Genomic DNA, 26835 nt, shown 5'->3' on the forward strand with positions numbered 1-26835 from the left:
GGAGGGGACTAGGCGCCAGCACAAGGCTCCAGACCGCCTGACAAGGAAGAAGCATGGCCACGCAACTCGCCGAACCTGAAGTCCGTACCAGCAATGCCCCCGAAGCCGTTGTAGTCCGATTTGCCGGGGATTCCGGCGATGGGATGCAGTTGACCGGCGGGCAGTTTACTCTCTCCACCGCATTGTCCGGCAATGATCTCGCCACTTTCCCGGACTTTCCGGCAGAAATTCGCGCACCGCAGGGCACGCTGTTCGGCGTCTCCGCGTTCCAGATCAACTTCGGTTCGACCGAGATCGATACTGCGGGCGACGCTCCGGATGTGCTGGTGGCGATGAACCCGGCGGCGCTGAAAACCAACGTCCAGGCGCTGAAGCCGGGCGGGCTGATCATCGCCGACACGGGTGAATTTACCAAGCGCAACCTGGAAAAGGCCAAGTATGAGGTCAGTCCGATTGACGACGGCAGCCTGGCCAAATGGAATGTGCTGGCCTTTGACATCAGCGCGCTGACACTCGAATCGGTCAAGCCGTTCGGCCTGGGCAACAAGGAAGCCTTGCGCTGCAAGAACATGTGGACGCTGGGTCTGGCGCTGTGGATGTTCGACCGCGACCGCGCGCCGCTGATCGAATGGCTGCAGAACAAGTTCAAGAAGAACCCCGTTCTGGCCGAAGCCAACATTGCCGCGCTGAATGCTGGCCATGCCTATGGCGAAACCGCTGAAATCGGTGGGCAGTTGCACAAGACCCACCTTGATCCGGTGCCGAGCCCGGCGGGCCTGTATCGCACGGTCACCGGCGCGGAAGCCGTCGCGCTGGGGCTGGTGGTCGGCACGCAGCTGACCGGGCTGAAGATGTTCTTCGGCGGTTATCCGATTACCCCGGCCAGTTCGATCCTGCACTATCTGGCGGGGATGAAGGAATACGGCGTCACCACTTTCCAGGCGGAAGACGAAATCGCAGCGATTGCTTCGGCAATCGGCGCGTCTTACGCCGGGCACCTGGGGGTAACCTCCTCGTCCGGCCCGGGCATCGCGCTCAAGGGTGAAGCGATGGGCCTGGCGGTGATGACCGAGCTTCCGCTGGTGATCATCAACTCGCAGCGCGGCGGGCCGTCGACAGGTCTGCCGACCAAGACCGAGCAGAGCGACCTCTATCAGGCCGTCTATGGCCGCAATGGCGATACGCCGATGCCGGTGATCGCCGCGCGCAGCCCCAGCGACGCGTTTGAATGCGCGATCGAGGCCTGCCGCATCGCGACGCAATACATGACCCCGGTGATACTGCTGACCGATGGTTATATCGCCAATGCAGCTGAACCGTGGAAGGTGCCAGACGTGACGGCCTATAAGCCGTTCCCGGTCCAGTTCCTGCAGCAGCCCAATGGCCCGGACGGCACGCTGCTGCCCTATGCCCGCGATGAAAAGGGTGCGCGGCCGTGGATCAAACCCGGCACTCCTGGTCTGATGCACCGCATCGGCGGGATCGAGAAGAACCCGGGCACCGGCAACCTCGATTACAGCCCCGCCGCGCACCAGGCGATGACTGACGCCCGCCATGACAAGGTCAATGGCGTGGCCAAGGGCATACCTGCGCAGGAAGTGACGCTGGGCGACACCAAAGGGAAGCTGGCCGTTGTGGGCTGGGGCAGTTCCTATGGCCCCATCCTCCAGGCCGTTCGCCGCGCGCGGGCCAAGGGACTGGACGTCAGCCATGTGCACGTCCGCCACATCTGGCCGTTGCCGGAAAACCTTGGCGATCTGCTGAGGGGTTATGAGAAGATCATCGTTCCTGAAATGAACACCGGCCAGTTCAAGACCGTGCTGCGTGACCAGTTCCTGGTCGATGCTCGCCCGCTCAACAAGACCAGCGGGCAGCCGTTCACCATTGCCGAAATTGAAGCCGCGATCGAAGGAGCGCTGGCATGAACGCGATTACCCCCATCACCACCACCCTCAAGGACTGGGAATCGGATCAGGAAGTCCGCTGGTGCCCCGGCTGCGGGGACTATGCGATTCTAAAGGCGGTGCAGCGCACCTTGCCGGACCTTGGCCTCGATCCGGCGAAGACCGTATTCGTCAGCGGGATCGGTTGCTCAAGCCGCTTCCCCTATTACATGGCGACCTATGGCTTCCACACCATCCACGGCCGCGCGCCAGCCTTTGCGACCGGGATCAAGCTGTCGAACCCTGAACTCGACGTCTGGCTTGTGACCGGTGATGGTGATGGCATGTCGATCGGCGGCAACCACACGTTCCACCTGATCCGTCGCAACGTGAACCTGCAGATCATGCTGTTCAACAACGAGATCTACGGGCTGACCAAGGGGCAGTATTCCCCGACCAGCCGGGTTGGCACCAACAGCCCGACCTCGCCGCTGGGATCGGTCGATCGTCCGGCCAGCCCTTGTGCTTTTGCGCTGGGCGCAGGCGGGCGGTTCATTGCGCGCGGGTTTGACGTATCGAAGAACCTGCCCGATGTGCTCAAGGCAGCGCATGCCCATCAGGGCGCGGCCTTTGTTGAGATCTTCCAGAATTGCATCGTCTATAACAAGGACGTGTTCGAAGATTTCGCCGCCCCCAAGGGTGCTGAGGATCGGCAACTTTGGCTGGCCAATGGTGAACCGATGCTATTCGCCAAGGGCACGCAGGGCATCGCGCTCGATTCCGAAAAGCTGACGCTGAAAGTGGTCGATGTGGTCGATGGCGACTGGCAGGGCGCCGGCGTTATCGTTCACGACGTTACCAACCGTTCGGTTGCGCACATGCTGGTCGAAATGCCGTTCGGTCCGTTCCCGATGGCGCTGGGTGTGATTTATGACGATCCGCGTCCGACCTATGAAGGCGAACTGCTAAGCCAGGACGAAAAGGCCCGCGAAGGCAAGAACACGGACCTCGCCCGGTTGCTGGCCAAGGGGCAGACCTGGACGGTTGAAGCTTAAGCGCCAGAACGGGAGGGTTTGCGCGTGACAGCGCCTGTCCTCCTGTGGCTCCGTCGTGATTTGCGCCTGCGGGACCAGGCCGCCTTGCTGGCGGCCTGTGCCCATGGGCCGGTGGTGCCGGTCTATGTCCTTGACGATGAAACGCCCCGCCACCGCCGCATGGGCGGCGCGGCGCGGTGGTGGCTGCATCATTCGCTCGCCAGCCTTGATGCCGAACTGCGCGAAAAGGGATCGCGGCTGGTGCTGCGGCGCGGCAAATGCGATCACGTTCTGGCCGATCTGGCCCAGCAATGCGGGGCAGTGGCGGTCCACGCCTTGCATCACTTTGAGCCTTGGTGGCGCAATGCCGAACGCGCGGTTGGCCAGCGGCTGAAGCTGTGCCTGCACCACGGCAACTACCTTGCCCCGCCAGGATCGGTACTGACCGGGGCGGGTACGCCGTTCAAGATCTACACGCCGTTCTGGCGTGCGCTGAGTGAACGGATGCCGCCCCATCCGCCGCACCCTGCACCTGAGCGCATACCCGCTCCGGTGCAGTGGCCAGAGAGCGAGCGGCTTGAGGATTGGGACCTGTTGCCGACCAAGCCTGACTGGGCGAGCGGCTTTCGGAGTGAATGGACCCCAGGCGAAGTCGGAGCGCTGACCCGGCTCGCAACGTTCACCAATCACGCAGCCCAATACGAACAGCGCCGCAACTTCCCAGCGCAGGAAGGCACGTCGCGCCTGTCCGCCCATCTCCATTTCGGTGAGATTTCACCAGCGACCGTGTGGCATGCTGCCGCTGGGGCCGGAGGTTCGGTGGGTACTTTTCTGGGCGAGCTGGGTTGGCGTGATTATGCCCAAAACGTCATCGTGCAATTCCCCGATTACGGCAGCCGCAATGGCCGCCCTGCTTACGATGCCTTGCCCTGGCGCCATGGGCCAGAGGCCGAGACTGACCTGCAGGCCTGGCAACAAGGTCGCACCGGCTATCCCATCGTCGATGCCGGAATGCGGCAGCTGTGGCAAACAGGGTGGATGCACAACCGCGTGCGGATGATCGCCGCCAGCTTCCTGATCAAGCATCTGCTGATCGACTGGCGGCGAGGCGAGGAATGGTTCTGGGACACGCTGGTCGATGCCGACTATGCCCAGAACGCAGTCAACTGGCAGTGGAGCGCCGGGACCGGGGTAGACAGCAACATGTTCGTCCGGATCATGGCCCCGCTGACGCAGAGCCCAAAGTTCGATGCAGCGGAATATATCCGCCAATGGGTGCCCGAACTTGCGCATTTGCCCGAAGCCGCGATCCACGATCCGCCACTGCCGGTACGCGGATATCCGCGCAAGCTGGTCGATCATGCCGCGGCCCGGGCGCGCGCTTTGGCAGCTCACACCGCTTTAAAGCAATAGCACCACAAACCCCAGCGCGGCGGCAAAGCTGACCACGGTAGCCCCCAGAACCGGCACCGTTGCGCGCCAGCCCATTTCCATCAGCAGGTCCATCCGGCTGCGCATCGCAGTCGCGGTTACAGCCAGCAGCAGCAGCGCCTTAGAACCCACCAGCGCGGCGTGCGAGACCGGCTGCGGGACACTGATCAGGCTGTTGAGCACCACGGTGGCGAGGAAGGCAGTGATGAACCAGGGCAGGGCAAGCCGCTTCCACATCGGCTGCCCCGCTGCTTCGCCCGCCGGACCAATCGCCAGAGTCACCAAGGCCACCACCGGCGCCAGCAAGGCCACGCGGGCCAGCTTGACGATCGTGGCATAGGAACCGGCAGCGTCGGAAAAGGCATAGCCTCCGCCAATCGCTTGCGCCACATCATGGATCGAAGCGCCGATCAGGAACCCGGCCTGTTGATGGTTAAGCGCAAATTCCGCCGCCAATACCGGATAGACCGACATCGCCATTGCACTCGCCAGCGATACGCCCACCAGGGTCAACGCGAACTGCGCCTGGCTCAACCGATCCTTGCCGATCACACCGTAGAGCGCCAGCGCCGCGCTGGCCCCGCAGATTGCCACCGCGCCGCCAGCCAGGATCCCTGCAAAGTTCGATTGCCCGGCCAGACGCGCCCCCAGCACGCCTGCAAAAAACGTTGCCCCCATGACCACCAGCAAGGCCCCGAACGGGGCCGGGCCCAGCGCCGTGATCTGGCCGATCGTCACTTGCAGGCCCAGCACGACGATGCCGATCCGCAAGCAGGTCCGGCTGGCGAAATCGAGGCCTTTGTGCGTTCGTGGATCGCGCGCGATGAAATTCAGCGAGAGGCCGATCAGCAGCCCCAGCAGGATGATCGGAAATCCATAGTGATCCGAAAGCCAGGCCGCCGCCGCCGCCGCGACACCGCAGATGGCAAGACCGGGGAAGTAACTATCTTTTTCCGGTTCCGGCGCAGGTGCCGTTTCGGCCAGATGAATCTCACCGAACAGATCGCCGCCATAGGGCATGGTTTCCCAATCGATCTTGCCCGTAGTGGACCTGGTGCTCGCTTGCATCGGTCAGTGCGCCTCAAGATCCTTGGCCAGAGTGACCGGCCCTTTGAATTTGGCGATGACGCCGGCTGTATAGGGTGATGGATCGGCCGAAGGATCCTGGCCGGGGACCAGATGGGTCAGGACCACTTCCTTAACCCCAGCTGCCGCCGCCATGGTCCCGATTGCATCGGGCTGCATATGTTCCTGCAATTGGTGGAACAAATAGGCCTGCTGATCAGCCGGGGGCTTCCTTTTCGCTGCTGCCTGGATTGCTACCGGATCGACCACTTCACTGATCAACAAGTCAGCCCCTGTGGCCAGCGCCGTCACGGCCGGCGAAATACCGGTATCCCCGGTATAGACATAGACCCGCCCCGGAGTTTCAATCCGGTAGGAATATGACCGCGCGATCTTTGCTTCCGGGCTACCGGGAGTGAAGTTGAAATGGGTGTTGATCACCGCCAGGACGCGGATCGTTTCATCCTTGTAAACTTCAACCGGCGTCGGTGTGGTCAGCGGCAGGTCGGATCCGGTGGCTGAATTGGCCAGCACTGGCTTAGGCGGCCCGTCACCCAGCACCGGACTAAGCTCGGTGATTCGATTTCCGGTCAGGATGCCTTTGACCATATCGGCTGTGCCGGGCGGGCCATAGACGGTCACCGGGTCGGCTTGCTGGTTCCAGCGGTACATCAGCAATTCCGCCAGGCCTGCATTGTGATCAAGGTGGTGGTGCGAAATGAACACCGCCCGGTATTGCGATGCCTGCTGCCTGGCAGCCAGGACCTGCCGCAGCACGGCTTCGCCCGCATCGAACAGGTACAGGCTGCCGTTCACTTCCAGAGCATTGGCCGGCTGGGCCCGTCGTGGCTTGAGCACAGGACCGCCTCCGGTGCCAAGCGTATGCCACAGGTTGACGCTGGGCGGCGCAGCCTTCGCCGGATCGGCAAGCGACGGGCTGGCGTGGACCACGGCCAGCGCGGCCAGAGTAAGGGCGAACTTGCGGGGACGGATTGTTTTCATTCCGTGATGCTAGGTGCACTGCGCCGCAGGAGCAAGCACAGTGGTGCCCGGGGACGGAATCGAACCGCCGACACCATGATTTTCAGTCATGTGCTCTACCAACTGAGCTACCCGGGCAGCGCTGCGGCGACAGTCCGTTTCGGGACCGGCGAGCGGTTGGAAGCGCGCCTATGGCGAAGCCGCGCGCGCTTGGCAAGAGGCTATTATGCCTTTCCTTCTTCTTCATCGATCACCGGGGCGCCAGGCACGGCGTAACCTTGGTCCAACCAGCGCACAAGGTCACGGTCCTTGCAGCGGGTTGAACAAAACGGGCTGTGCTCGGCCGCACGGGGTTTGCCGCAGATCGGGCACTTGCGCATCGAAGAGGTCATAGTGGCACCGCCTGCGCGAAAGCAGCGTCCAGTGCAAGACCGGGTTTTTCGTCCCAACGCAGCAGTCGCCCGGTGCGCTTGGCCAGTTCGCTTTCCCATTCCGTCAGCATTTTCGTGCGTACTGCGGGATGCGCGGTTAGTAGCAGTGCGCCGGGTTCGCGCACCGCCTCGGCCCGGCGCAGCAGCAAGCGCGCGGCGGCTCCGGCCCGGTCATGCGCCATCAGTGAAAGCAGCGAAGGGTGCTCGAGCCGGGCGACCAGCTGAACAAAGCCGAACCCGTTCATCGCTGTGCGTTCATGCGGCCAGTCCATCAATGCGCCATCCAGCGCATGATCGACCATGCGGCGATCACCCTTGTCGGACAGGGTCGGAAAATCGATCCCGATCGATCCGGCCAGATCGAGCCGCGCAACCGCTCCGGCAATCGCGGGGATCGCGGCCATGGCCAGTTCACGCGGGGGCAGGGTGCCATCCACATCGATCAGAGTCATCGCCGGGGTTGGCGATACGGTCAGGCTGCCGCCGGTGAAAGTGAACTGGCCGGACCAGGCATCGCTGACAACCTCTTCCCACAGGCCGTGAGGCAGGGCGGGGACGACCCGCCCGCCGGTTCGCTCCGCAAGGCCCGGGGCCGGACGTTCTGCCTCGCTGGTCGGCCGGGCCTGGGCCAGCTTGAACCGTCCTCGCTCGGCCAGGGCAGCACGGGATACTTTCAGGCGCAGCGACGTGCCTTCACTTGCTTCGGGCGGCAGGCCGTCGACCAGTGCTTCTTCACCGCTGGCAAAGCGCGCGCTGCCGCGTCTGGCGCCTTTGCGGCGCGCGATCAGCACGGCGGTTTCGATCTGGCCACTGACCAGCGAGCCCGGCCACCACAACCGCGCGGCGCGCACTTCATCGCGTTCGACCAGCAAGGCCCGCTCTTCGCCGATCCCCCGCTCGATCAGCCACTCAGCCAAGCGGAAAGCCCGCCGATTTGAGCAAGGCGCGGGTTTCGAACAAGGGCAAACCGACCACGCCTGAATGGCTGCCCGAAATCCATGCAATCAAGCCTTCGGCACTGCCCTGGATCGCATAGCCACCAGCCTTGCCGTGCCATTCGCCTCCGGCAAGGTAAGCCTCGATTTCATCTTTGGACAATTGCTTGAAGCGCACCACGGTTTCGCTCAACCGTTCACGCAGGGTGCCATCGGGGCTTTTGAGCGCGATGGCGGAAAGGACCACGTGGCGGCGGCCGCTGAGCAGTTCGAGGCAGCGCCGGGCGGTGGCCTCATTTTCGGCCTTGGGCAAGATCCGGCGCCCCAGCGCCACGACCGTATCGCCCGCAAGGACATGGGCTGATCTGCCGGGGACCGCTTCGGCCTTTTCACGGGCCATGCGCCGGGCATAGGCGCGCGGCAGTTCTGCCTTGCCGGGGTCTTCGTTGATATCAGCAGCCGCAACCGCGCTCAGCTCAACGCCAAGCCGCGCGATCAGTTCGCGGCGGCGCGGGCTGGCAGATGCAAGGATCAGGGCAGGCGCAGTCACCCGCCGGGCTTAGCCAAACTGGCCGGGGCCGCCGCGACCGGGCATGAAGCGGTAGGTGATCCGGCCCTTGGTCAGATCATATGGGGTCAGTTCGACCAGCACTTCATCGCCCACCAGCACGCGGATGCGGTTCTTGCGCATCTTGCCGGCGGTGTGGCCCAGAATTTCGTGGTCGTTTTCCAGCCGGACGCGGAACATGGCGTTGGGCAGCAGTTCCACCACCTGGCCACGCATTTCTAGCAGTTCTTCCTTCGCCATCCGCGCTCAGTTTCCGTTAGTGTTCAGCTTCATTGCGGCGCGCCATAGCGGCGAAGCGCGCAAAAGGGAAGCCTTTGGCGCAATGGTGCCGTGCAGCACTTGCGACAATCTGTTACCGGGTCCGCTCTTGCCATGGCCTGCACATTGGGCCACCCACCGCGCGGAGGTTGGGAGGGGCGGCCAAAGGCCGGAATACCAGCTGTTTGACGGAGCACAATGTCAACCCAATCCCCCGTTTCCCTGCTTGCCCTGATCGCCGCGCTGGCCGCGTCGCCTGTGCTTGCCCAGGACCAGTCTGCGGCTGACCCGCCTGCTGAACAAGATCTGCGTTCGCAGCCGAATGAGATCCTGGTCGTGGCAGAGCGTATCAGAGGACAGGTCGATGCCCCGCAGCCCCCGGTTGCCGTCTATGACGAAACAGCCGTGGCAGCGCTGGGCGCCTCTTCGATCAACGATGTGCTGGCCGCCATTGCCCCCCAGACCGGCAGCGGCCGGGGTCGGGGCGGGGGCGGCCATCCGGCGATGCTGGTCAACGGCCAGCGGATCACCAATTTCCGCGAAATGCGCAATTTTCCGCCCGAAGCGATCCGGCGGATCGAGGTTCTGCCCGAGGAAGTCGGCCTGCGCTATGGCTTTCCGCCCGATACGCGGGTGGTCAACCTGATCCTCAAGGATGACTTTTCCAGCAAGCGGATCGAGGCAGAATTCGCTGTGCCCACCCGCGGCAACTGGTCGAGCGGCGAGCTTGAGGCGACCGCGATGAAGCTCAAGGGGCCGCAGCGCTTTTCGCTGACTCTCACCGCCGACCGGGCCAGCACGCTGACCGAAGCCGAACGCCCGCTGGTGCAATCAGTGGTCCGCACCGTGCCCAGCGATCCGGACCCGGCCGCCAACCGCACGCTGATTGCCGAGACTCGCAACCTGGGCGTCAACCTCACCTGGTCGCGCGGCCTGGGCAATGGCGGCACAGGCGGCCAGATCAGCGCCAATGCGGCCTTCGCGCGGGCCACCAGCAATGGCTACTCCGGGCTCGACACGGTGCAGCTGAACGGTCCCGGTGGGGCCAGCGCGCTGCGCACTTTGCCAGATCCGCTCCAGCGCCGCAGCCGCACCTCCACGGCCGAGGGCGGGGCGGGGATCAACACCTTCCTGGGCATGTGGCAACTTGCAGCAACCCTGGATGCGACCCACGCAGAGGGAACCAGCTGGATTGACCGCCGTGCTGACACTGCGGCCCTGGTTACAGCGGCGGCGGCGGGAACGCTTGCGGTGACTGGTCCTTTGCCCGCCTTGAGCCCGGCGGGGCAAGACCTGACCAGAACCAACAGCGACCGGATCGACACCCTGATCACCCTGACCGGACGTCCGCTGCGCCTGCCTGCCGGGCAGGTCAATCTGACGGTCAAGGGCGGCTATACCTGGCTGAGCTATGACAGCATGGACCAGCGCGCGGGCGGCACCACTACTGCGCTGCTGCGCAAACGCCTGATCGGCGGGTTCAACCTGGCCCTGCCGCTGACCAGCCGGCGCGAACGGGTTTTGCAGCAAGTGGGCGATCTTGCGCTGAATTTCAGTGCGGACTGGACCGATCTGTCCGACTTTGGCGGAACCAGCAGCTGGAGCGCAGGCTTGACCTGGGCTCCGCTGGAGGGGCTGGGACTTCAGGCGAGCTACATCGTCAACCAGTCTGCCCCGGCGATCAGCCAGCTGGGCAATCCGCAAACACAGACTTTCAACGTTCCGCTGTTTGACTTCACGCGCGGGGTAACATCGCTGGTTACGGTGATCGGCGGGGGCAATCCGCTGCTCAGGAAGGAACGTCAGCGCGACCTCAAGCTGGCAGGCAACTGGGATCTGCCGTTCATGGCGGGATCAAACCTGGTGGTGGAATATTTCCGCAACCGCTCAAACGACGTAACCGCCAGCTTTCCACTGCTGACCCCGGAAATCGAGGCCGCATTTGCCGGGCGGGTTGTGCGCGATGCAGCGGGGCGGATCGTCTCGGTTGATCAGCGTCCGGTAACTCTGGCCCGGCAGGATGGTTCGCGGCTGCGTTGGGGGCTGAACCTGTCTGGCAAGCTTGGCAAGCCCGACCCGGCCGCCGCGCGCGGTGGGGGAATGATGGGCGGCGGCGCAGGAGCACCCGCTCCGCGCGGCATGGGCCGCGGTCCGGGCGGCGGCGGAGGCCCCGGCGGCATGATGGGCCGGATGATGGGCGGCGGCGATGGCCAGGGCCGCTGGTCGCTTGGCCTGTTCCACACTGCGCAGTTCACCAGCACCGTGCTGGTTGCGCCGGGTGGGCCGGTTCTGGACTTGCTGAACGGTGATGCCCTGACCAATGGCGGAACTCCGCGCCATTCGGTCGATCTGAACGGCGGAGCCTTTTACAAGGGCTTTGGGATGTTCATGAACGGCACCTGGGCGGCTCCGACGCGGGTGCGTTCCGGCACCAGCGATTTGCGGTTTGGCAGCGTTACCAAATTGAATATCAACCTTTTTTCGGATTTAAGCCAACGCTTCAAGCAGAGTAAGTTGATGAAAGGCATCCGCGTGTCGGTGCGGGTGGAAAATGTTTTCGATTCGCGCCAGAAAGTCACAGACGCAGCCGGGACGGTGCCGCTGAGTTATCAGCCGGACTATCTGGACCCGCGCGGCCGGGTGGTAGAGCTGGAGCTGCGCAAGATGTTCTGATCAGGCCCATTTGGCCTGCCAGTGCGCAGCACGGGATCAACGATGGGAAAGAGCGGAAATGGCTATCCCAAAACCCGGCCATGTAGGAAAGTTGAAAATGCGCCCCCCGCCGCAACGGGGGGCGCAAGGTATTAGCTGTGGAACACCGCCAGAGCCAAGTGCAGGCACAGCGCCATCAGGCACAGACTGGACAGCGCGAACAGCAGGAACCGCACCATCACGCGGTTCGAAATCGCCTGCACCAGCGAGTGCAGAATGCGCAGGCCGACATAGGCCCAGGCGATCGTGGCGTTCAGCCCGTCACCCTGGCCAATCAGCGCCAGCGCCAGCGCGACGGCATAGAACACCGTCGGCGCTTCATGCAGGTGGTTGTAATTGTGAGCGATCCACTGGATCTGCGGCGGCAGCACATCATCCAGGTTCTTGCCGGTCCCGCCGACCAGCCCCTTGCTGTCGATCCCGGCCTTGCTCATCGCCGGGATGCGCGTGATGTACATCCACAGCCACATGACCATGGTCCAGCCGGCCAATACGGCCAGCGGCTTGAGCACTTCCATTCCAATCATGCGGCAACTCCCTTGGCCAAAACGGTCAGTTCAAATGCGTGGATGGCCAGCAGCAGCAGGCACACGGTGGACAAAATGAACAGGGTGAAGCGCACCGGGATGGTGTTCACCGTGGCTTGCCAGATCGAATGGACCACCCGCAGGCCGACATAACCCCAGGCAATCGCGACATCGCCCGGATTAGGGCCCATCAGCGCCAGGATCACCACCACCGGGTAGAAGATCGTCGGCTGTTCCATCAGGTGGGTATAGTTGTGGCTTTTCCACTGCACGGAATCGGGCAGAACCCCTTCCAGATCGACTCCGCGACCGCCCGGCTTGGCCGAGCCAATTCCGCCGGGCTGCTTGAACAGCGGCGGCAGGCGGGTCGCGGCCATCCATATCAGGACGATCAGCGACCACAGCACCAGCGCAGCAGCTGGCGCGAGCATTTGCGCTTGCATGATTGTTCTCCCCCTCGTTTTTGCGATCCGAGTGGTCGGAAGGTGTGCGGAATGAAACTGATTGTCAATTGCGGCCCATTCCTGCCCGAAACGGGGCGGGGGAGTACACTTGACCAAGCATAGCGAGACAGAGCGTCGCCCTCCCGCAGGCGGGAGAGGGGTTAGTTGGTGCCTTGCAGCACCTTGGCGAAGCTCTCCGGATCGGTGTTGCCGCCGCTGAGTATGATCGCGGTGCGGCCATCAACCGGCACCATGCCCGCCAGCACCGCTGCCAAGGCCGCCGCGCCGCCGGGTTCGACCACCAGATGCAGCTTGCTGAAGGCAAAGCGCTGCGCTGCGCGGACCTCTGCCGGGCTGACCGCCAGGCCATAGGCACAGCGCTGCTTCAGCACGGCAAAGTTGATCGGCCAGGTGGCGGGGGTCTGCAAGGCATCGCAGGCGGTAGGGGGAGCATCGGCAGCGACCCGCTGGATCTCTCCGCTCGCCAGGCTGAGCCGCACGTCATCCCAGCCTTCGGGTTCAACCGGCACGATCTCGGCATCGGGCAGGGCAAGCGCGAGGCCCGCCGTCAGCCCGCCGCCGCCGCAGGGCGCAATCACCCGGGTCGGTGGGGCGAACCCGCGCGCGGCCAACTGCGCAGCAATTTCCAGCCCGGCGCTGCCTTGTCCTTCGATCACCCACGGATCGGCATAGGCGTGGACCAGCGTCGCTCCACGTTCGCTGCAAAGCTTTGCGGCCAAGGCATCGCGGTCTTCGCCGCCGGGCCGGTCATACAGCACCACTTCGGCCCCCATCGCGCGGGTAGCCTCCAGCTTAACCTGCGGGGCATCGACCGGCATGACGATGGTCGCCGCGATCCCCAATCGCCGCGCGGCCCAGGCCACGCCTTGCGCATGGTTGCCGCTGGAAACGCCAACCACCCCGGCCGCGCGCTCTGCATCCGACAGGTCGCTCAGCCGATGCCAGGCGCCGCGAATCTTGAACGCGCCGATTGGTTGCAGGCATTCGGCCTTGCACCATACGGTGTGGCCATTGATCTCCACTTCCAAAAGGGGTGTCTGCGGCAAAAGCTGTGCTATCTTGGCCGCGGCAATGCCGACGGCTTCCGCCGTAGGGCTGCGCATTTGTTGTGCTGTCATGAAACAATCCTATATGCGGCGCCCAAGACGGCAAGGAGATTCGAGCGGTGAGCAAGGTTCTGGTGATTGGTGCGGGCGGGGTCAGCTCGGTCTGCGTGCACAAGATGGCAATGAACATCGGCATCTTCGGCGAGATTCACCTCGCCAGCCGGACCCGCACCAAGTGCGATGCGATCGCCGCTTCGGTGCTGGAACGCACCGGGGTGACCGTCCAGACCTATGAGATCGATGCCGAGGAAGTGCCCGCGCTGACCCGGCTGATCCAGCAGATCGGCCCCAAGCTGGTGGTCAATCTGGCGCTGCCGTATCAGGACCTGCCGATCATGGACGCGTGCCTCGCCGCCGGGGTCCACTACCTGGACACCGCGAATTACGAGCCCAAGGACGAGGCGAAGTTCGAATATTCGTGGCAGTGGGCCTATCAGGACAAGTTCAAGGCTGCCGGGCTGATGGCGCTGCTGGGTTCGGGTTTTGATCCGGGCGTGACCAGCGTGTTCGCGATGTGGCTCAAGAAGCACAAGCTGAAGACGATCCGCAGCCTCGACATTCTGGACTGCAACGGCGGCGATCACGGGCAGGCCTTTGCCACCAATTTCAACCCTGAAATCAACATCCGCGAAGTGACCGCCCCGGCGCGCCACTGGCTGAACGGCGAATGGGTGGAAACCCCGGCGATGACGATCCGCCAGAACTTCGAATTCGAAGCGGTCGGACCGAAGAACATGTACCTGATGTACCACGAGGAGCTGGAAAGCCTGGCCCGGTTCATCCCCGAACTGGAACGCGGCCGATTCTGGATGACCTTTGGCGATGCCTATATCCAGCACCTGACCGTGCTGCAGAACGTGGGCATGACCCGGATCGATCCGGTGATGTATCAGGGCAAGGAAATCATCCCGCTCCAGTTCCTCGCTGCCGTGCTGCCCAAACCCGAAACGCTGGGCCCGACCACCACCGGCAAAACCAACATCGGCGATATCGCCACCGGCCAGGCGCTGGACGGCAGCGGCGAAAAGACCTTCTACATCTACAATATCTGCGACCACGAAGACGCATTCCACGAAACCGGCAACCAGGCGATTTCGTACACCACAGGCGTTCCGGCAATGATCGGCGCAGCGCTGGTGATGACAGGCGCTTGGAGCGGCGAGGGCGTGTTCAACATGGAACAGATGGACCCCGATCCGTTCATGGACATGCTGAACCAGCACGGCCTGCCGTGGCACGTGAAGGAACTGGCCGGGCCGGTGGAGTTTTGATGCAGCTTGGAAAGACCCGCATCACAATCCATCGCGGAAACATTACAAAGCTTGAAGTTGATGCGATAGTGAATGCCGCCAACACCTCATTGCTGGGTGGTGGTGGCGTCGATGGTGCGATTCATCGCGCTGCGGGGCCGGACCTTGTTCATGAATGCCGATTACTGGGCGGGTGCAAGCCAGGTCAGGCGAAGCTGACGAAAGGTTATCGCCTGCCCGCTCGGCATATAATTCACACCGTTGGTCCCGTGTGGCGTGGCGGACTAAACGGAGAGGCTGACATCCTCGCAAATTGCTATCGCAACAGCTTGGTCGTAGCGGCGGCTGCAAAGCTGAAGTCAGTCGCTTTTTCAGCCATTTCAACCGGCATCTACGGATATCCGGCGAACGAAGCTGCATTGGTTGCAATCACGACAATATCCGGGTTTCTGGTAAGCAATAACGTGTCGATCGAAGAGATTTTGCTGGTCTGCTTCGATGAAAAGGTTGCGCTGTCCTATACAAACCAATTTCCTGATTTGGAGCACTGAGCATGGAAACCAGAGCCGGCGATCCGGGTGCCTTTGCCCATTTTGACCTGTCGCGCGTCGACAGCCCCAGCTTCGTGGTTGATGCCGCGCGGTTGCGGCAGAATCTGGCGATTCTGGCCGATGTCCGCGACCGGGCGGGGATCAAATTGCTGTCCGCGCTCAAGGCATTTTCGATGTGGTCGACCGCGCCGATCATTGGCGAATACCTTGACGGGGTCTGCACTTCGGGCCTGTGGGAAGCGCGGCTGGCTGGCGAGTTTTACGACGGCGAAATCGCGACCTATTGCGCGGCCTACAAGCCGGAAGATCTGGACGAGATCCTGCAGATTTCGGACCACGTGATCTTCAATTCTCCGCAGCAGATCGTGCGGTGCTCTGCAATCATCGAAGCGGCGCGGGCGCGGGGGGAACGGTTTGACATCGGGCTGCGCGTCAACCCGATGCATGCCGAAGGCGAAGTGCCGCGTTATGATCCCTGCGCGCCGCATTCACGGTTGGGCTTTCCGATCGACCAGCTGACCGATGACCATGTGGCCCTGATCGATGGGATCCACATGCACACCCTGTGCGAGCAGGATTTCGAGCCGCTCCAGCGCACCTGGGACGTGGCATTTGATTACCTTGAACCGTGGTTCGGGCAGTTCAAATGGATCAATCTGGGTGGCGGCCACCACATCACCCGCGCCGATTACCAGCGCGATGAACTGGTCGATTTCCTGCGCGATCTGGCCGAGGACACCGGGGCCGAAGTCTATCTGGAACCGGGTGAGGCGGTGGCGCTCGATGCCGGAATTCTCGTCGGCACCGTGCTCGATATTGGCCACAACGGGATGCCGGTGGCGATCACGGATGTTTCCGCGACCTGCCACATGCCCGACGTGATCGAGGCGCCCTATCGCCCGGCGATGCTGGGTGAACTGCCACCAGTCGATACCGATATCGATGAAGGCGCGGGCGGGGCAGTGCGGCTGGGCGGGCCTTCGTGCCTGGCGGGCGACGTGATCGGCGATTACCGCTTCGCGACCGGACCGCAAGTCGGCCAGCGCTTTGCCTTCCTCGATCAGGCGCACTATTCGATGGTCAAGACCACGACTTTCAACGGGGTGCCGCTCCCTTCGATCTGGTTGTGGGACAGCGAGACTGACAACCTCGAATGTATCAAGCGGTTTGGTTACGAGGACTTCCGTGATCGGCTGAGCTGAGGCATGGTCCTCCCCAAGCAGGGAGAGCCAGATGCCGGACCAGATACTCGACGCCCATACCAGCGATCCGCTCCAGATGGGCTGGATGCAGGGCTTGCCGCCCGCCCCGGACAAGCGGCTCAGCTGGACGCGGGCGGATCACATGCGGTTTCCGACCCACCGCCACGCCTTCTCGCGGATGCGCGAATTCCTGCCCACGGCGCGGGTCGGGCGCGGAGCGGCGGTGTGGCGCTTTCCGGTGGCGCTGCGCGATGATCTTGACGCGGTGCGCTTTACCACGCTGGATGATCGCCGCGAGCTGACCTGGGCGCAGTCCTTGCCCGCCAATTTTACTGACGCGATTGTGGTGCTGCACCGGGGCACGGTGATCTATGAGCGCTATTTCGGCACCACCCGCCGCGACACGCCGCATATCGCCTTTTCGGTGACCAAGAGCTTCGTCGGCACACTGGCCGAGATGCTGATCCACGAAGGGCGGCTCGATCCGCAGGCTCCGATTGCGGACCTGCTGCCCGAACTCAGCGCTAGCGGCTTTGCCGATGCGACCTTGCGGCAAGTGCTGGACATGACCACCGCGCTGGCGTTCAGCGAGGATTACACCGATGCCAGATCCGGGATCGGCGCGTTCTCGATGGCGCTGGGGCTGACCCCGCGCCCGGCGGGCTATGCCGGGGCAGGGGACGTCTATGCCTTCCTCCCCACCATTGCCAAAGCGGGCGAGCACGGCCCGGCGTTCACCTATCGCACCTGCAACACCGAAGTGCTGGGCTGGATCGTCGCCCGGACCGAGGGCAAGCGGCTCGACGCGGTGCTGTCCGAACGGATATGGCAGCCGCTGGGGATGGAACAGGACGCCGATTTCCTGATCGATCCTACCGGCATGCCCTTTGCCGGGGGCGGGCTCAATCCGGTGCTGTGGGATCTCGCCCGGTTTGGCGAGGCGATGCGGCTGGGCGGCGTGGTGAACGGCGCTCAGGTGATCGCCGGCCCGGTGGTCGATTCGATTCGTGCAGGCGGCAGCCGCGATGCTTTTTCCTCGGCCGGTTATGCCTTTTTGCCGGGCAGTTCCTATCGCAGCCAGTGGTGGATGATGCCGGGCAATTCGGGAGCCTTTTCCGCGCGCGGAATCCACGGTCAGGCGATCTATGTAGATCCGGCGGCAGAGCTCGTAATTGCCCGGTTTGGCTCGCATCCGGTGGCTGCCAGCAGCGGCAATGACCCGGTTTCCCTGCCCGCCTTTGCCGCGCTGGCGCAGCATCTGATCCGGGGGTGATTTCCCCCCGCGATGGGGTCCATTTTCACTTGCAGTTAAGGTGCGAATCTCTATAGCGACCCTCCGCTGCCCCATGGGGACTTCCAATAACCGCAAGGCAGCCTCGTCTTCGTGTTACCTGGCCGCAAGGCCTATTGGGGGTCCCTTGAGTTGCACAGCTATCCTGACGCATCGGCAGTAGTTCGCGCCCTTTCGCCCGACGAACCCGTCATTCTCAATCGCCCGCACGCCGCCGCGCGCGCTGCCCGCTTCTTTGTCGAGAAGTTCCCGGGCAAGTCGCTCTATGCGGTAAAGGCCAATCCCTCGCCTGACCTGCTGCAAGTGCTGTGGGCTTCGGGTGTGACTCATTATGATGTCGCCTCGATCGCCGAAGTGCGGCTGGTTCGCGCCACGCTGCCCGAAGCGACGCTGTGCTTCATGCACCCGGTCAAGACCCGCGCCGCAATTGCCGAGGCCTATGCGGTCCACGGCGTGCGCACCTTCAGCCTTGATTGCCGTGAAGAGCTGGACAAGATCGTCACCGCAACAGACGGGGCAGAGGATCTGGCCCTGTGCGTGCGGCTGCGCGTTTCGTCCGACTATTCGGAGCTGAGCCTGGCGTCGAAGTTCGGGGTCGATCTGGCCAATGCTGCGCCCTTGCTGCAAGCGACCCGGCAGGTCGCGGACAGCCTGGGGATATGCTTCCACGTCGGTTCGCAGGCGATGACACCATTTGCCTATGTCCAGGCGATGGAGCGCGTCCGCGCGGCGATTGTCGATGCTTCGGTCACGGTTGACATCATCGATGTCGGCGGGGGCTTTCCCTCGATCTATCCCGGCATGGAACCGCCGCCGCTGGAGGATTATTTCGGCGCGATCTACCGCGCGGCGGAATCGCTGCCGGTGTCCTATTCGTCCGAACTGTGGTGCGAACCCGGCCGGGCGCTGTGCGCGGAATACAATTCGATGGTCGTGCGGGTCGAACGCCGCCGCGGGAATGAGCTGTACATCAACGACGGCGCTTACGGCGCGCTCTATGATGCCGCGCATGTCGGCTGGCGGTTCCCGGTGCGGTGCCTTGGTGATGAGCGGGACAGCGCGCTGGAATCGTTCGCCTTCTATGGCCCGACCTGCGACGATGCCGACTATATGGAAGGCCCCTTCATGCTGCCCGCCGATGTGCAGCCGGGCGACTATATCGAAGTCGGCATGCTGGGTGCCTATGGCGCGGCAATGAAAACCGCGTTCAACGGCTTTGGCCAGGCCCACGCGCTGGAAACCAGCGACGAACCGATGGCCAGCCAATACCGCGGCGACCGGCGCGATCCGCGCCACAGTGACAATGTGGTGTCACTGCGCTGAAGCGGCTGGAATTACGACTGGCGTGACCGGGCAAATGCGCCCCGGTCACCCAGACGGCCGTGCCCCCGCCAGCATCGCGATGGCCAGTTCGGTGCGGTTGCTGACACCCAGCTTTTCGTAAATGCGGTGCAGGTAGACCTTGATCGAACCTTCGGTCATGCCAACCTGCCCGGCGATCTCGCGGTTGCGCAGGCCGACCATTACCCCTTCGGCAATCTGCAGTTCGCGCGGGGTAAGTTCGGAATAAGGCGATGGGGCCGGGCTTGATCCTGCCAGGGCGCGCGCGCGTTCGGTGGTGGCAGGATCGATGAATTGAGCTCCGGCCAGCACCGCAGCAATTGCCTCGGCCAGAGTGGCTTCGGCCCCGGCCTTGAACACGATGCCGTTGACCCCGGCTGCCATTGCCGCCAGCAGCAGATTGTCCTCCACTTCGGCTGCGAGCAGGATCACCGGGCGATGATCGCCTGCGCCGCGCAGCGCCTCCAGCACTGCCACCCCGCCGCGTCCGGGCATGCGCACGTCAAGGATCACAAGGTCGGGATCTTCGCGGGCGATGGCGGCCAGTGCGCTGTCACCATCCACAACAGAAGCGACCACTTCCATGCCGATCGCGCCCAATACGGCTTCCACGCCGGTGCGCACAAACGGGTGATCGTCTGCCAGTACGATTCGGGTCACAGCCGGTCACCGGCAGGCAGAGTGACAGTCACCACAGTGTCCCCCGGGTTTGAACGCACCTCCAGCTGGGCCTGCATTGCGGCTGCCCGCTCTGCAATCGAGCGCGGCTGGAGCACCTGGCCTGCCGGAAAACCCAGGCCATTGTCGGCAATTTCCAGCACTGGCTTGCCGCCGGTTTCGCTCAGGCGCACGGTAACGGCATTGGCCTGGCCATGGCGAACCGCATTGGCAACGGCTTCGCGGGTGATTTGCAAGCAGTGAAACTGCCGGGCCGCAGCCATCGGGCAAGGACCGGAACCGGCCTCAAGTCTGGCGGAAATGCCCCACTGTTCACCCAGCCCGGGCAGCATTCCGGCGAGTGCGGCCACCAGATCAACCTGACTGCGCGGTGCATCGGCCTGGCGCAGGCTGTCAATCATCTGACGCAGCTGAAGCTGTTCATCCCGCAGGTTGGCGGCAAGGGCGTCGATCGCCGCCAGCGGCACTTCACCCCCGGCCACCTGTTTGCGCAAAGCCGCCAACCGAAATCCGGTACCGGCCAGCGACTGGGCCACGCTGTCATGCAGATCGCGGGCAAGATCGGTGCGGATCCTGGCTGCGGCAGCGGCGCGGGCATCCTGCAAGGCTTTGGCGCGATCCAGCATTCGTCCGGTTTCGGCGGCAATCGCCTGGCCCAGCGCAAGGTCATCCTGAGACAGACCGGGAATCCCCACCAGCACCAGTGCGCCGTCACCCTCTGCCCCCCGGATCGGCAGACACAGGCCCTCGCTTAGCCGGAACCTGGTGGCCCAGGCCGGAAGCCGGACAGCCCCGCTGGCTCGCAGCTGTCCGCTCTCTCGCCATTCCAGCGCCCGCTGGCGAGTGAGGTCGAACAGGGCAGGGGGAAGGGGTGCCAGCAGGCGCTCGTCATCCGGTGGCAGCAGTTCGTGACCGTTGCCAAGGATCCCGGCGCTATGCAGCACCGCCCAGGGTTCTTCATCGCTTTGCCACACCAGCGCGCCGCCGCTGGCGCTGGCGCTGGCCATGGCCCAATGCAGGGCATTGCCAGGCGCGAGTTCGGCTGAACCGGCATCGGGCAGATCGGCCACGTCAACCACCACGCCGCCCCGCCGCACCGCCAGCCAGACCACCATCAGCGATACTGCCGCCATATAGGAAGCCCGCCGGATCAGCTTCTGGTATTCCACCGCCAGCCCGCCAAGATCGAGCAGCCAGGTGATCAGGATAAAGCCCAGGCACAGCGCCACGGCGGCAGCAAGCGCGGCCAGCCAGCTCCAGCGCAGCACCGCCGCAAGCATCAGAAAGGCGAAGAACCCGAAATAGGGGCTGAAGAATTCACCCTCGGCGTTTTGGGTAAACAGGATCGCGGACAGAAAGGCCGCACAATCCAGCAGGAAAGCGGGGCGCGACAGTGTGAAGTCCAGCCACCAGTCGCTCCACGCCGCGCGCAGCAGGAAGACGGAAAAGCCGAGATAGGCAGACAACAGGCCATAGCCGATCGGGCTTGGCCAGGCCGGTTGATCGGGCGCGATCCAGACCCACAGCGCGAACATCGCCGCCAGGGCCGCCCGTGCGACCGCGATAACGCGGTTGCTGCGATGAGAAAGCAGCGCCCGCCTGTTCCCCGGTTGGCTAATGACCGGCATGGCGGGCTGGTATCGGTCTGGGCAGGTCAGGCAGGCAAGCTCCGGGAACGGACGATCCGTTCCCGGAGCGCCAGATCACTTCACCACCACTTCAACCCGGCGCGCTGCATCCTGGGCAACGGCGGTGTCGGTGGTGTTTTCCGGTTTGACCAGCACGGCAGCGGCTTGCGGGATCCCGGCCGCAACCAGTGCGGCCTGGACAGCCTGAGCGCGATTCTTGGACAGTTCGGCATTGGCGGCAGCATTACCGCTGGCGTCGTTGTAGCCCGAAATCGCCAGACTGGTCCCGGCATTGGCATCGAGCCAGGCCTTGAGCCCGCCTGCAGTTGCGGTGAAATCAGGGACAACATCGGTCTTGCCGGTGTCGAAATAGACTTTCACCACCGGCTTGCCATCGCGCAGTTCGCTGGTCACCCCGGCGCCGGTCGGGATCGTCACGCTGCCTTCTGCCGGGGCGGCAGTCAGATCAACCGATCCTGCAGCGGTGGCCGCGCTTGCCGCGGCCACACTGGCATCAGCGGCAGGCGCTGTGGCCTGATCCTGTCCGGGGCCGCGGAAGAACAGCCACCAGATCAGGAAAGCAGCCAGCAGCGCCAGAAGCAGCAGCCACAGCCAGCCAAGGCCCGAATCGTCGTCATCACCGCCGGTCAGCCCGCTCGCCACCGCGCCCAGCTTGTCCGCCGCGCCCGATGCCATGCCGGCCGCACCCGCGACCGCCGCTGCACCGGCACCCGCCACTGCTGCTGCGCCTGCGCTGACGGCTTCGACCGTGTTTTCGGCGGCAGAGCCAACCGCGCCAGCAGCCTTGCCCGCCAGATCGGCCGCACCGCTGACCGCAGCACCGGCTGCATCGCTTGCCGCACCGGCGGCGCTGGCTGCCTTGTCACCCAGATTGGCCGCCAACATGGCCGCGCCGCCCGCCGCCGCCGTGGCAGCGCCAGCGGCCTTGGCAGTCACGCTCTTCGATTTGGCGGGAGCGGCTGGCTTTGCCGCCTTGGCAGCGGGAGCAGCCTTTGCCGCAGGTTTTGCCGCCTTTGCAGCAGGAGCAGCCTTGGCAGCCGGAGCAGCCTTGGCCGCTTTCGCCGCCTTGGGGGCAGCATCCGCAGCCTTGGCCGGTTTGGCGGCAGCAGCGGTCTTGGCAGGAGCCTTTGCAGCCGGCTTGGCCGCTGCGCTATCGGCCTTCTTGGCCGCAGGTTTGCTGGCCTTGGTTGCAGCAGCAGCCCCGACCAACGCCGCAGCGGCCCCGGCAGCGGCCTTGCCCTTGGTGGCAGGCTTGTCCTTGGCCGCTGGCTTGTCCTTCGCGGCAGGCTTGTCCTTCGCGGCAGGCTTGTCCTTGGCTTTGGTTGCAGCCTTTTCAGCGGTCTTTTTGGCGAACAGGCCCAGCTTGCCGTGCGCATCGGCCAGCAGGTAATAGACCGTGACACGGTTCTTGGTGCGATCCGCCTTCATCTGTTCACCAACCTTGGCGATCGAGGCGTCCAGTGCATCGTCCGCCAGGGTCAGGCCCAGCTTCTTCTTGAGGAAATTGTTGCGAACCCGGGCCAGTTCGGTGGGATCAGAAAAAGCAACCAGCGATGAATCGACGTTGCGCAGCGCAATCCCGCAATAGCGCACGATGCCTGCAATCACGCCATCATCGGCGTTTGCAGCGTATTTCTTGACGTCTTTTGCCCAATCCGTAGCCATGACCAACTCCCTGCGACCGGCGCAGCCCAGGCTGCGCGAAAACGGTTACGTGCGGATTGCACGATGCGGGGATAGGTATCGAAAAATTCGCCTGCGTCTATGGGGAATTGCGCGCTGGCCCGGCCTTTTCAGACTCAGGCCGCCCGGCGCAGTTCCAGTTCCATCCGTTCCCAGATTTCGACCAGCGCCTTGGTCAGATCGATCATCATCGGCTGAGTGTGGGCCGGACCCGGGGTAAAGCGCAACCGCTCGGTCCCGCGCGGGACGGTGGGATAGTTGATCGGCTGCACATAGACGCCGTATTCGGCCAGCAGAATGTCGCTGATCTTCTTGGCCTTGACCGGATCGCCCACCATCAGCGGAACGATATGCGTGGTCGATTCCATTACCGGCAGCCCGGCATCGCGCAGTTGCTGCTTGAGGAACGCGGCGGCGGCCTGCTGGCCCTCGCGCTCAACCGATGAGCTCTTGAGGTGGCGGACCGATGCCAGCACGCCTGCCACCAGCACCGGCGAGAGGCTGGTGGTGAAGATGAAGCCCGGCGCATAGGAACGGATCACGTCGATGATCCGGCTGTCGGCCGCGATATAGCCGCCCATCACGCCGAACGCCTTGCCCAGCGTGCCTTCGATAATGTCAATCCGGTGCGCGGCTTCATCACGATCGGTGATCCCGCCGCCGCGCGGGCCATACATGCCCACGGCGTGAACCTCGTCGATATAGGTCAGCGCGTTGTACTTTTCCGCAAGGTCGCAGATCGCGTGGATCGGGGCGACATCGCCTTCCATCGAATAGACCGATTCGAAAGCGATCAGCTTGGGCAGGGCGGGATCTTCGGCGGCCAGCAGTTCTTCAAGGTGGGCCAGATCATTGTGCCGCCATACCCGCTTTTCAGCACCGGAATTGCGGATGCCCGCGATCATGCTGGCATGGTTGAGTTCATCCGAAAAGATCACGCAGCCGGGCAGGATCTTGGCAATGGTCGAAAGCGTCGCATCGTTCGAGACATAGCCCGAGGTGAACAGCAGCGCCGCATCCTTGCCGTGCAGGTCCGCCAATTCGCGTTCCAGATCGACGTGATAATGCGTGTTTCCGCCAATATTGCGCGTGCCGCCGCTGCCCGCGCCGACATCGTTCAGCGCTTCTTCCATCGCTGCGATGACTTTGGGGTGCTGGCCCATCGCCAGGTAATCGTTGGAGCACCAGACCGTGATGTCCTTGGGCCCGTTGTGCCCTGCAAAGCAGCGCGCGTTGGGATAGGCACCCTTGTTGCGCAGGATGTCGATGAACACCCGGTAGCGACCTTCGGCGTGCAGACGTTCGATGGCTTGGTCGAAAATATGCTCGTAGTTCACAGGCAACTAGCCCTCCAATGCGGGGGCGGCGATAACGTCGTCCCGGCTGCCGATGCGGCCCTTACTCCACAACGCTCTAGTGTTGCAATTCGAAACGGAATTGATTTCGCGCAATCGGGGCATGGCCCAGCATCGGATAAAGCGAAGTAATGTCATGACCGGGCACCACGTGCAGCCCGGGGGCCTCTTGCTTCAACTGGCGAATCGTCTTGAGCCAGGCATAGACTTCGGCCCGGTTTTCGGGGGCCATGAACTGGGTGACCAGGTGCGAGCGTGCCCGCAGGTCTTGCCAGGAGTGGCGCAAGGTGGCGATATCGCCAGTGAACAGCACTTCCTGACCATCGGCCATGCGGACATAGATCAATTGCGATCCGGGGGTGTGGCTGGCCGGGGCGGGAATCACGACCACGCCCGGCGCAACGGCCTGGGGCGCTGCGGCGGACAGGTTCGCTACCGGAGCCGCGCCCGCCTGCCAGGGCAGCTTGGCGGCAAGCTCGGCCTGCGGCAGCTGTCCGGGATTGAGCCGGGCGCCGGCCGGCAGCCCCCCGGCCATGCGCAGCGCCGCGCCCTGATGATCGGGGTGTTCGTGGGTAAACAGCACCAGCTTCGCCGAGCGCAGCGCGCGTTCGATCCGGGCCTGCCCTTCCGGGTTGATCTTGGTCATGCCCATGGCGGTGGCATCCTGTGCGGCGATGCCCGAATCGATCACCACCGATGACCCGTCTGCAGCATGGAGCTGCCAGGCCAGCACGGCGATCGGTTCCCGCTTCAGACCGGCCCCGGCAGCAAACAGGTTGCGCGGCAAGCTGCGATAGGCCGCCACTTCGCCGTCCATCACCCCCGGGCGCGGCCCCGGCATGGCATCGGCCAGCGCGCGCAGATCTGCGATGCGGATCGGCTTGGCTGGTCCGCTGCCCGGCCGGTTATCCAGCAGCAGCCAATAATACGGCACCGCGATCAGCAGGAACAACACCAGCAGGATCACATTCAACCGCCGCATCACAGCACTCCTATCCGGTCCAGCCTATAACGGCGCAGCGCCGGGGCCAGGGCAGGCAATTCTGCACCGTCACGTGTGAACAAGGCAAGGTCCGGTTCGCGCCGCTGCACCGGCTGCCCATCAAGCAAGTGCGCCACCCGCCGCGCGATCCCTTGCGCCCCGTGGACGAAGCGGACCGTCGGGCCAAAGGCAGCGGTCAGTTCCTCTTCCACCAGCGGAAAGTGGGTGCAGGCCAGCACCACCATATCGATTTCGGCACCGCCCGGCTGATCCCGCAGCGATGCGGCGGCGCGGTGATAGACGGCCGGATCAACCGCTTCGCCGCGCAGCTTCGCTTCGGCCGCACCGACCAGTTCCGGCGCGGCGGCGCGCAGCAGTCGCTTGCCCTGGGCGAATTCCGCCTCAAGCCGGTCAACATAGCCCTGCCGGATCGTTGCCGCAGTGCCCAGCAGCCCGATCGTGCCGCTTTGGCTCTGCTCCGCTGCGGGCTTGATCGCCGGGACCGTGCCGACGATCGGCACGTTCAGCACATCGCGGACCATGGCCAGCGCAATCGTTGAAGCGGTGTTGCAAGCGATGCAGATCAGGCGCGGATGATAGCGTTCGGCCAGTCGCCCCAACAGGCCACATACCCGCGCGGCCACTTCCGCTTCCGTCTTGGTGCCATAGGGCAGCCCGGCATTGTCCGCACAATAGATCACGGGCACGTCCGGGCACGACCGGCGCACCTCGGCCAGCACCGAAAGCCCTCCGACCCCCGAATCAAACATGATCAGCGGCGCATGCGCATCCATTTCCGGTGCATTCCTCCCTCTCGCCCTTGCGGGGTGCGGGCCCTTGTAGCTACGAGTGCGGGGGAAAGGGAAGGGACGGGATGGACAACTTCACTGCGCTGGCCTTGGGCTATCTGCTGGGATCGGTGCCGTTCGGCCTGATCCTGACCCGGCTGTTCGATGCCGGGGACCTGCGCCAGATCGGGTCTGGCAATATCGGCGCCACCAATGTGCTGCGCACCGGGCGCAAGGGGCTGGCCGCGGGCACGCTGCTGCTCGATGCGGGCAAAGGGTTCCTCGCGATCTGGCTGGCCTGGCGCTGGTTTCCAGTGGGTGCGCCGCTGGCTGCGCTGGGGGCGGTGCTCGGTCACTGCTTTCCGGTGTGGCTGGGGTTCAAGGGGGGCAAGGGCGTGGCAACCACGCTCGGCGTCGCGTTCGGCCTCGCCTGGCCGATCGGGCTGGCCTATGCGCTGACCTGGCTGGTGATGCTGGCGCTGACCCGGATTTCCTCGCTTTCGGGCATGACTGCCGCACTTGCCGCGCCGCTTGCCGCCGCGGTGCTGGGGCGGGCGGATCTGGTGCCGGTGCTGCTGGCTATCGCCGCACTGGTGATCGTGCTGCACCGCGCCAACATCGCCCGGCTGCGCGCCGGAACCGAACCGCGCGTGGGGCAAAAGGGGTAGGG

At 64.1% G+C, this 26835-nt stretch carries 25 protein-coding genes and 1 tRNA gene; 10 read left to right on the forward strand and 16 right to left on the reverse strand.

Annotation, left to right across the window (positions count from 1 at the left end; genetic code table 11):
- Positions 1-53: 53 nt before the first annotated feature.
- The 3 genes from MNBBLIKP_RS09650 to MNBBLIKP_RS09660 are packed head-to-tail and all read left to right on the forward strand — an operon-like array spanning position 54 to position 4330.
- On the forward strand, positions 54-1925 hold the full coding sequence (locus tag MNBBLIKP_RS09650; RefSeq protein WP_088309904.1) for a 2-oxoacid:acceptor oxidoreductase subunit alpha: 1872 nt from the start codon (positions 54-56) through the stop codon (positions 1923-1925).
- Positions 1922-2938 carry a 2-oxoacid:ferredoxin oxidoreductase subunit beta gene (locus MNBBLIKP_RS09655; protein ID WP_088309906.1) on the forward strand — a complete coding sequence of 339 codons (1017 nt, stop codon included), beginning with the start codon at positions 1922-1924 and terminating at the stop codon, positions 2936-2938. Before MNBBLIKP_RS09650 ends, MNBBLIKP_RS09655 begins: the two co-directional genes overlap by 4 nt.
- A gap of 24 nt (positions 2939-2962) precedes the next feature.
- Positions 2963-4330, forward strand: coding sequence for a cryptochrome/photolyase family protein (locus tag MNBBLIKP_RS09660; protein WP_088309908.1), 1368 nt, complete (start codon positions 2963-2965; stop codon positions 4328-4330).
- On the opposite strand, the gene MNBBLIKP_RS09665 is transcribed toward MNBBLIKP_RS09660, so the two are convergent.
- The 7 genes from MNBBLIKP_RS09665 to infA form a co-directional block, all read right to left on the reverse strand.
- Complete coding sequence (locus MNBBLIKP_RS09665) at positions 4319-5416, reverse strand: YeiH family protein (RefSeq protein ID WP_088309910.1); 1098 nt, start codon at positions 5414-5416, stop codon at positions 4319-4321. The two genes, MNBBLIKP_RS09660 and MNBBLIKP_RS09665, sit on opposite strands and share 12 nt — an antisense overlap.
- 3 nt (positions 5417-5419) lie before the next feature.
- On the reverse strand, positions 5420-6415 hold the full coding sequence (locus MNBBLIKP_RS09670; protein ID WP_088309912.1) for an MBL fold metallo-hydrolase: 996 nt from the start codon (positions 6413-6415) through the stop codon (positions 5420-5422).
- Positions 6416-6456: 41 nt separating this feature from the next.
- Positions 6457-6532: transfer RNA gene (locus tag MNBBLIKP_RS09675), tRNA-Phe, on the reverse strand.
- 86 nt (positions 6533-6618) lie between these two features.
- A complete protein-coding gene (gene yacG / locus MNBBLIKP_RS18425; protein WP_441339271.1) occupies positions 6619-6885 on the reverse strand; it encodes a DNA gyrase inhibitor YacG in 267 nt (88 codons plus the stop codon).
- Complete coding sequence (locus tag MNBBLIKP_RS09685) at positions 6783-7742, reverse strand: ribonuclease (RefSeq protein WP_088309916.1); 960 nt, start codon at positions 7740-7742, stop codon at positions 6783-6785. The genes yacG and MNBBLIKP_RS09685 overlap by 103 nt, the downstream gene beginning before the upstream one ends.
- Positions 7735-8310 (reverse strand): Maf family protein, encoded by a 576-nt coding sequence (locus tag MNBBLIKP_RS09690; protein ID WP_088309918.1) that lies wholly within the window; start codon positions 8308-8310, stop codon positions 7735-7737. The genes MNBBLIKP_RS09685 and MNBBLIKP_RS09690 overlap by 8 nt, the downstream gene beginning before the upstream one ends.
- 9 nt (positions 8311-8319) lie before the next feature.
- Complete coding sequence (gene infA, locus MNBBLIKP_RS09695) at positions 8320-8568, reverse strand: translation initiation factor IF-1 (RefSeq protein WP_088309920.1); 249 nt, start codon at positions 8566-8568, stop codon at positions 8320-8322.
- A 216-nt stretch (positions 8569-8784) separates the two neighbouring features.
- Between infA and MNBBLIKP_RS09700 the strand changes: the two genes are divergently transcribed.
- Positions 8785-11259, forward strand: coding sequence for a TonB-dependent receptor (locus MNBBLIKP_RS09700; protein ID WP_088309922.1), 2475 nt, complete (start codon positions 8785-8787; stop codon positions 11257-11259).
- Positions 11260-11390: 131 nt separating this feature from the next.
- Here the strand turns inward: MNBBLIKP_RS09700 and MNBBLIKP_RS09705 are convergent, their stop codons facing one another.
- The 3 genes from MNBBLIKP_RS09705 to MNBBLIKP_RS09715 form a co-directional block, all read right to left on the reverse strand.
- Positions 11391-11825 (reverse strand): MAPEG family protein, encoded by a 435-nt coding sequence (locus MNBBLIKP_RS09705; RefSeq protein WP_088309924.1) that lies wholly within the window; start codon positions 11823-11825, stop codon positions 11391-11393.
- The gene (locus MNBBLIKP_RS09710) at positions 11822-12268 is read right to left on the reverse strand and encodes an MAPEG family protein (RefSeq protein ID WP_088309926.1); all 447 of its coding nucleotides are present in this window, start codon (positions 12266-12268) and stop codon (positions 11822-11824) included. Before MNBBLIKP_RS09710 ends, MNBBLIKP_RS09705 begins: the two co-directional genes overlap by 4 nt.
- Positions 12269-12429: 161 nt before the next feature.
- Positions 12430-13407, reverse strand: coding sequence for a threonine ammonia-lyase (locus tag MNBBLIKP_RS09715; protein WP_088309928.1), 978 nt, complete (start codon positions 13405-13407; stop codon positions 12430-12432).
- 47 nt (positions 13408-13454) lie between these two features.
- Between MNBBLIKP_RS09715 and MNBBLIKP_RS09720 the strand changes: the two genes are divergently transcribed.
- The 5 genes from MNBBLIKP_RS09720 to MNBBLIKP_RS09740 all read left to right on the forward strand — a co-directional run bounded on the left by MNBBLIKP_RS09720 (position 13455) and on the right by MNBBLIKP_RS09740 (position 19012).
- The gene (locus MNBBLIKP_RS09720) at positions 13455-14666 is read left to right on the forward strand and encodes a saccharopine dehydrogenase family protein (RefSeq protein ID WP_088309930.1); all 1212 of its coding nucleotides are present in this window, start codon (positions 13455-13457) and stop codon (positions 14664-14666) included.
- Positions 14666-15196 (forward strand): O-acetyl-ADP-ribose deacetylase, encoded by a 531-nt coding sequence (locus MNBBLIKP_RS09725; protein ID WP_088309932.1) that lies wholly within the window; start codon positions 14666-14668, stop codon positions 15194-15196. The genes MNBBLIKP_RS09720 and MNBBLIKP_RS09725 overlap by 1 nt, the downstream gene beginning before the upstream one ends.
- Before the next feature lie 2 nt (positions 15197-15198).
- Entirely contained in the window at positions 15199-16398 is a 1200-nt protein-coding gene (locus MNBBLIKP_RS09730) for a carboxynorspermidine decarboxylase (protein ID WP_088309934.1), read from the forward strand.
- A 31-nt stretch (positions 16399-16429) separates the two neighbouring features.
- On the forward strand, positions 16430-17671 hold the full coding sequence (locus MNBBLIKP_RS09735) for a serine hydrolase domain-containing protein (protein WP_088309935.1): 1242 nt from the start codon (positions 16430-16432) through the stop codon (positions 17669-17671).
- Positions 17672-17821: 150 nt separating this feature from the next.
- Positions 17822-19012, forward strand: a complete 1191-nt coding sequence (locus MNBBLIKP_RS09740; RefSeq protein WP_088309937.1) for a type III PLP-dependent enzyme — start codon at positions 17822-17824, stop codon at positions 19010-19012.
- Positions 19013-19057: 45 nt separating this feature from the next.
- Here MNBBLIKP_RS09740 and MNBBLIKP_RS09745 read toward each other — a convergent pair whose 3' ends face one another.
- The 6 genes from MNBBLIKP_RS09745 to murI all read right to left on the reverse strand — a co-directional run bounded on the left by MNBBLIKP_RS09745 (position 19058) and on the right by murI (position 26171).
- Positions 19058-19690: a response regulator gene (locus MNBBLIKP_RS09745; RefSeq protein ID WP_088309939.1), complete on the reverse strand. Its 633-nt coding sequence runs from the start codon at positions 19688-19690 to the stop codon at positions 19058-19060.
- On the reverse strand, positions 19687-21336 hold the full coding sequence (locus tag MNBBLIKP_RS09750) for a sensor histidine kinase (RefSeq protein ID WP_088309941.1): 1650 nt from the start codon (positions 21334-21336) through the stop codon (positions 19687-19689). Before MNBBLIKP_RS09750 ends, MNBBLIKP_RS09745 begins: the two co-directional genes overlap by 4 nt.
- Positions 21337-21411: 75 nt before the next feature.
- Entirely contained in the window at positions 21412-23022 is a 1611-nt protein-coding gene (locus MNBBLIKP_RS09755; protein ID WP_088309943.1) for a DUF2853 family protein, read from the reverse strand.
- Positions 23023-23156: 134 nt separating this feature from the next.
- Positions 23157-24377, reverse strand: coding sequence for a 5-aminolevulinate synthase (hemA, locus tag MNBBLIKP_RS09760; protein WP_088309945.1), 1221 nt, complete (start codon positions 24375-24377; stop codon positions 23157-23159).
- Positions 24378-24453: 76 nt separating this feature from the next.
- A complete protein-coding gene (locus MNBBLIKP_RS09765) occupies positions 24454-25377 on the reverse strand; it encodes an MBL fold metallo-hydrolase (protein ID WP_088309947.1) in 924 nt (307 codons plus the stop codon).
- Complete coding sequence (murI, locus tag MNBBLIKP_RS09770; protein ID WP_088309949.1) at positions 25377-26171, reverse strand: glutamate racemase; 795 nt, start codon at positions 26169-26171, stop codon at positions 25377-25379. The genes MNBBLIKP_RS09765 and murI overlap by 1 nt, the downstream gene beginning before the upstream one ends.
- 80 nt (positions 26172-26251) lie before the next feature.
- Here murI and plsY point away from each other — a divergent pair, with 80 nt between their 5' ends.
- Positions 26252-26833: a glycerol-3-phosphate 1-O-acyltransferase PlsY gene (gene plsY, locus MNBBLIKP_RS09775; protein ID WP_088309951.1), complete on the forward strand. Its 582-nt coding sequence runs from the start codon at positions 26252-26254 to the stop codon at positions 26831-26833.
- Positions 26834-26835: the final 2 nt, after the last annotated feature.

The organism is Novosphingobium sp. B 225 (assembly GCF_002198665.1).
In the GTDB taxonomy this organism is placed as follows: Bacteria; Pseudomonadota; Alphaproteobacteria; order Sphingomonadales; family Sphingomonadaceae; genus Novosphingobium.

What these genes read in the sequence shown, in the direction of transcription:
- MNBBLIKP_RS09750 (WP_088309941.1), bottom strand. Translation starts at nt 21,336, where the DNA reads ATGCCGGTCATTAGCCAACCGGGGAACAGGCGGGCGCTGCTTTCTCAT.
- murI (WP_088309949.1), bottom strand. Translation starts at nt 26,171, where the DNA reads ATGGATGCGCATGCGCCGCTGATCATGTTTGATTCGGGGGTCGGAGGG.
- MNBBLIKP_RS09650 (WP_088309904.1), top strand. Translation starts at nt 54, where the DNA reads ATGGCCACGCAACTCGCCGAACCTGAAGTCCGTACCAGCAATGCCCCC.
- MNBBLIKP_RS09755 (WP_088309943.1), bottom strand. Translation starts at nt 23,022, where the DNA reads ATGGCTACGGATTGGGCAAAAGACGTCAAGAAATACGCTGCAAACGCC.
- MNBBLIKP_RS09665 (WP_088309910.1), bottom strand. Translation starts at nt 5,416, where the DNA reads ATGCAAGCGAGCACCAGGTCCACTACGGGCAAGATCGATTGGGAAACC.
- MNBBLIKP_RS09765 (WP_088309947.1), bottom strand. Translation starts at nt 25,377, where the DNA reads ATGCGGCGGTTGAATGTGATCCTGCTGGTGTTGTTCCTGCTGATCGCG.
- infA (WP_088309920.1), bottom strand. Translation starts at nt 8,568, where the DNA reads ATGGCGAAGGAAGAACTGCTAGAAATGCGTGGCCAGGTGGTGGAACTG.
- plsY (WP_088309951.1), top strand. Translation starts at nt 26,252, where the DNA reads ATGGACAACTTCACTGCGCTGGCCTTGGGCTATCTGCTGGGATCGGTG.
- MNBBLIKP_RS09735 (WP_088309935.1), top strand. Translation starts at nt 16,430, where the DNA reads ATGCCGGACCAGATACTCGACGCCCATACCAGCGATCCGCTCCAGATG.
- MNBBLIKP_RS09670 (WP_088309912.1), bottom strand. Translation starts at nt 6,415, where the DNA reads ATGAAAACAATCCGTCCCCGCAAGTTCGCCCTTACTCTGGCCGCGCTG.
- yacG (WP_441339271.1), bottom strand. Translation starts at nt 6,885, where the DNA reads ATGGGAAAGCGAACTGGCCAAGCGCACCGGGCGACTGCTGCGTTGGGA.
- MNBBLIKP_RS09715 (WP_088309928.1), bottom strand. Translation starts at nt 13,407, where the DNA reads ATGACAGCACAACAAATGCGCAGCCCTACGGCGGAAGCCGTCGGCATT.
- MNBBLIKP_RS09700 (WP_088309922.1), top strand. Translation starts at nt 8,785, where the DNA reads ATGTCAACCCAATCCCCCGTTTCCCTGCTTGCCCTGATCGCCGCGCTG.
- MNBBLIKP_RS09705 (WP_088309924.1), bottom strand. Translation starts at nt 11,825, where the DNA reads ATGATTGGAATGGAAGTGCTCAAGCCGCTGGCCGTATTGGCCGGCTGG.
- MNBBLIKP_RS09725 (WP_088309932.1), top strand. Translation starts at nt 14,666, where the DNA reads ATGCAGCTTGGAAAGACCCGCATCACAATCCATCGCGGAAACATTACA.
- MNBBLIKP_RS09710 (WP_088309926.1), bottom strand. Translation starts at nt 12,268, where the DNA reads ATGCAAGCGCAAATGCTCGCGCCAGCTGCTGCGCTGGTGCTGTGGTCG.
- MNBBLIKP_RS09655 (WP_088309906.1), top strand. Translation starts at nt 1,922, where the DNA reads ATGAACGCGATTACCCCCATCACCACCACCCTCAAGGACTGGGAATCG.
- MNBBLIKP_RS09730 (WP_088309934.1), top strand. Translation starts at nt 15,199, where the DNA reads ATGGAAACCAGAGCCGGCGATCCGGGTGCCTTTGCCCATTTTGACCTG.